This is a genomic window from Streptomyces sp. adm13(2018), assembly GCF_008042145.1.
GTDB lineage: Bacteria > Actinomycetota > Actinomycetes > Streptomycetales > Streptomycetaceae > Streptomyces.
In genome coordinates this window covers 1-844 of record NZ_RDBH01000225.1, presented here as the reverse complement: position 1 = coordinate 844, position 844 = coordinate 1, and the positions used below count along the sequence as shown (strand labels likewise).

General features: G+C 73.8%; 1 pseudogene. It reads left to right on the top strand.

The features are described from left to right. Positions 1-53: 53 nt before the first annotated feature. Positions 54-782, top strand: a pseudogene (locus EAO70_RS35885) (Sir2 family NAD-dependent protein deacetylase); the annotation flags it as partial. Positions 783-844: the final 62 nt, after the last annotated feature.

Genomic DNA, 844 nt, shown 5'->3' with positions numbered 1-844 from the left:
TAGCACCCGGAAACCCGTTCGCGGGGCGGGATCCGGCTGCCTAGGGTCGCCGCATGACGATGGTCGCGATTCTCAGCGGAGCAGGTGTCTCGACGGACTCGGGCATCCCCGACTACCGGGGGCCGAAGGGGCTTTGGCGGCAGGACCCGGAGGCCGAGCGGCTCGTGACCTACGGGCCGTACATGGCCGATCCGGAGATCCGCCGCCGCTCGTGGCGCATGCGGCTCGACGGTCCGGCCCTGAACGCCGAGCCGAACGCCGCGCACCGCGCCGTCGCCGCGTACGAGCGGGCCGGCGGCAACGCGCTCCGGGTGATCACGCAGAACGTGGACGGTCTGCACCAGGCCGCCGGCCTGCCCGAGCGGAAGGTGCTCGAACTCCACGGTTCGGCGCGGTCGGTGGTGTGCACGGGATGCCGCGCGCGGTCGTCGATGGCGGAGGCTCTCGACCGGGTGCGGGCCGGTGAGCCCGATCCGGCGTGCCGGGCCTGCGGCGGGATCCTGAAGTCGGCGACGGTGATGTTCGGCCAGCGGCTCGATCCGGTGGTGCTGGGCAACGCCATGTCGATCGCCAAGGCGACGGAGGTCTTCGTCGCGGTCGGCAGCAGCCTCCAGGTGCAGCCCGCCGCGTCCCTCGCGGGGATCGCGGCCGACCACGGCGCCCGGCTGATCATCGTGAACGCCGAGCCCACCCCGTACGACCCGATGGCCGACGAGGTCCTGGGCAACCCGGCCGCCTCCCGGGCCGTGGGCCTCGCCAACGGCAAGAACCCCGTCGGCGTGATCGTCCCCTGCCACCGGGTGATCGGCGCGGGCGGCGGCCTCACCGGCTACGGCGGCGGGCT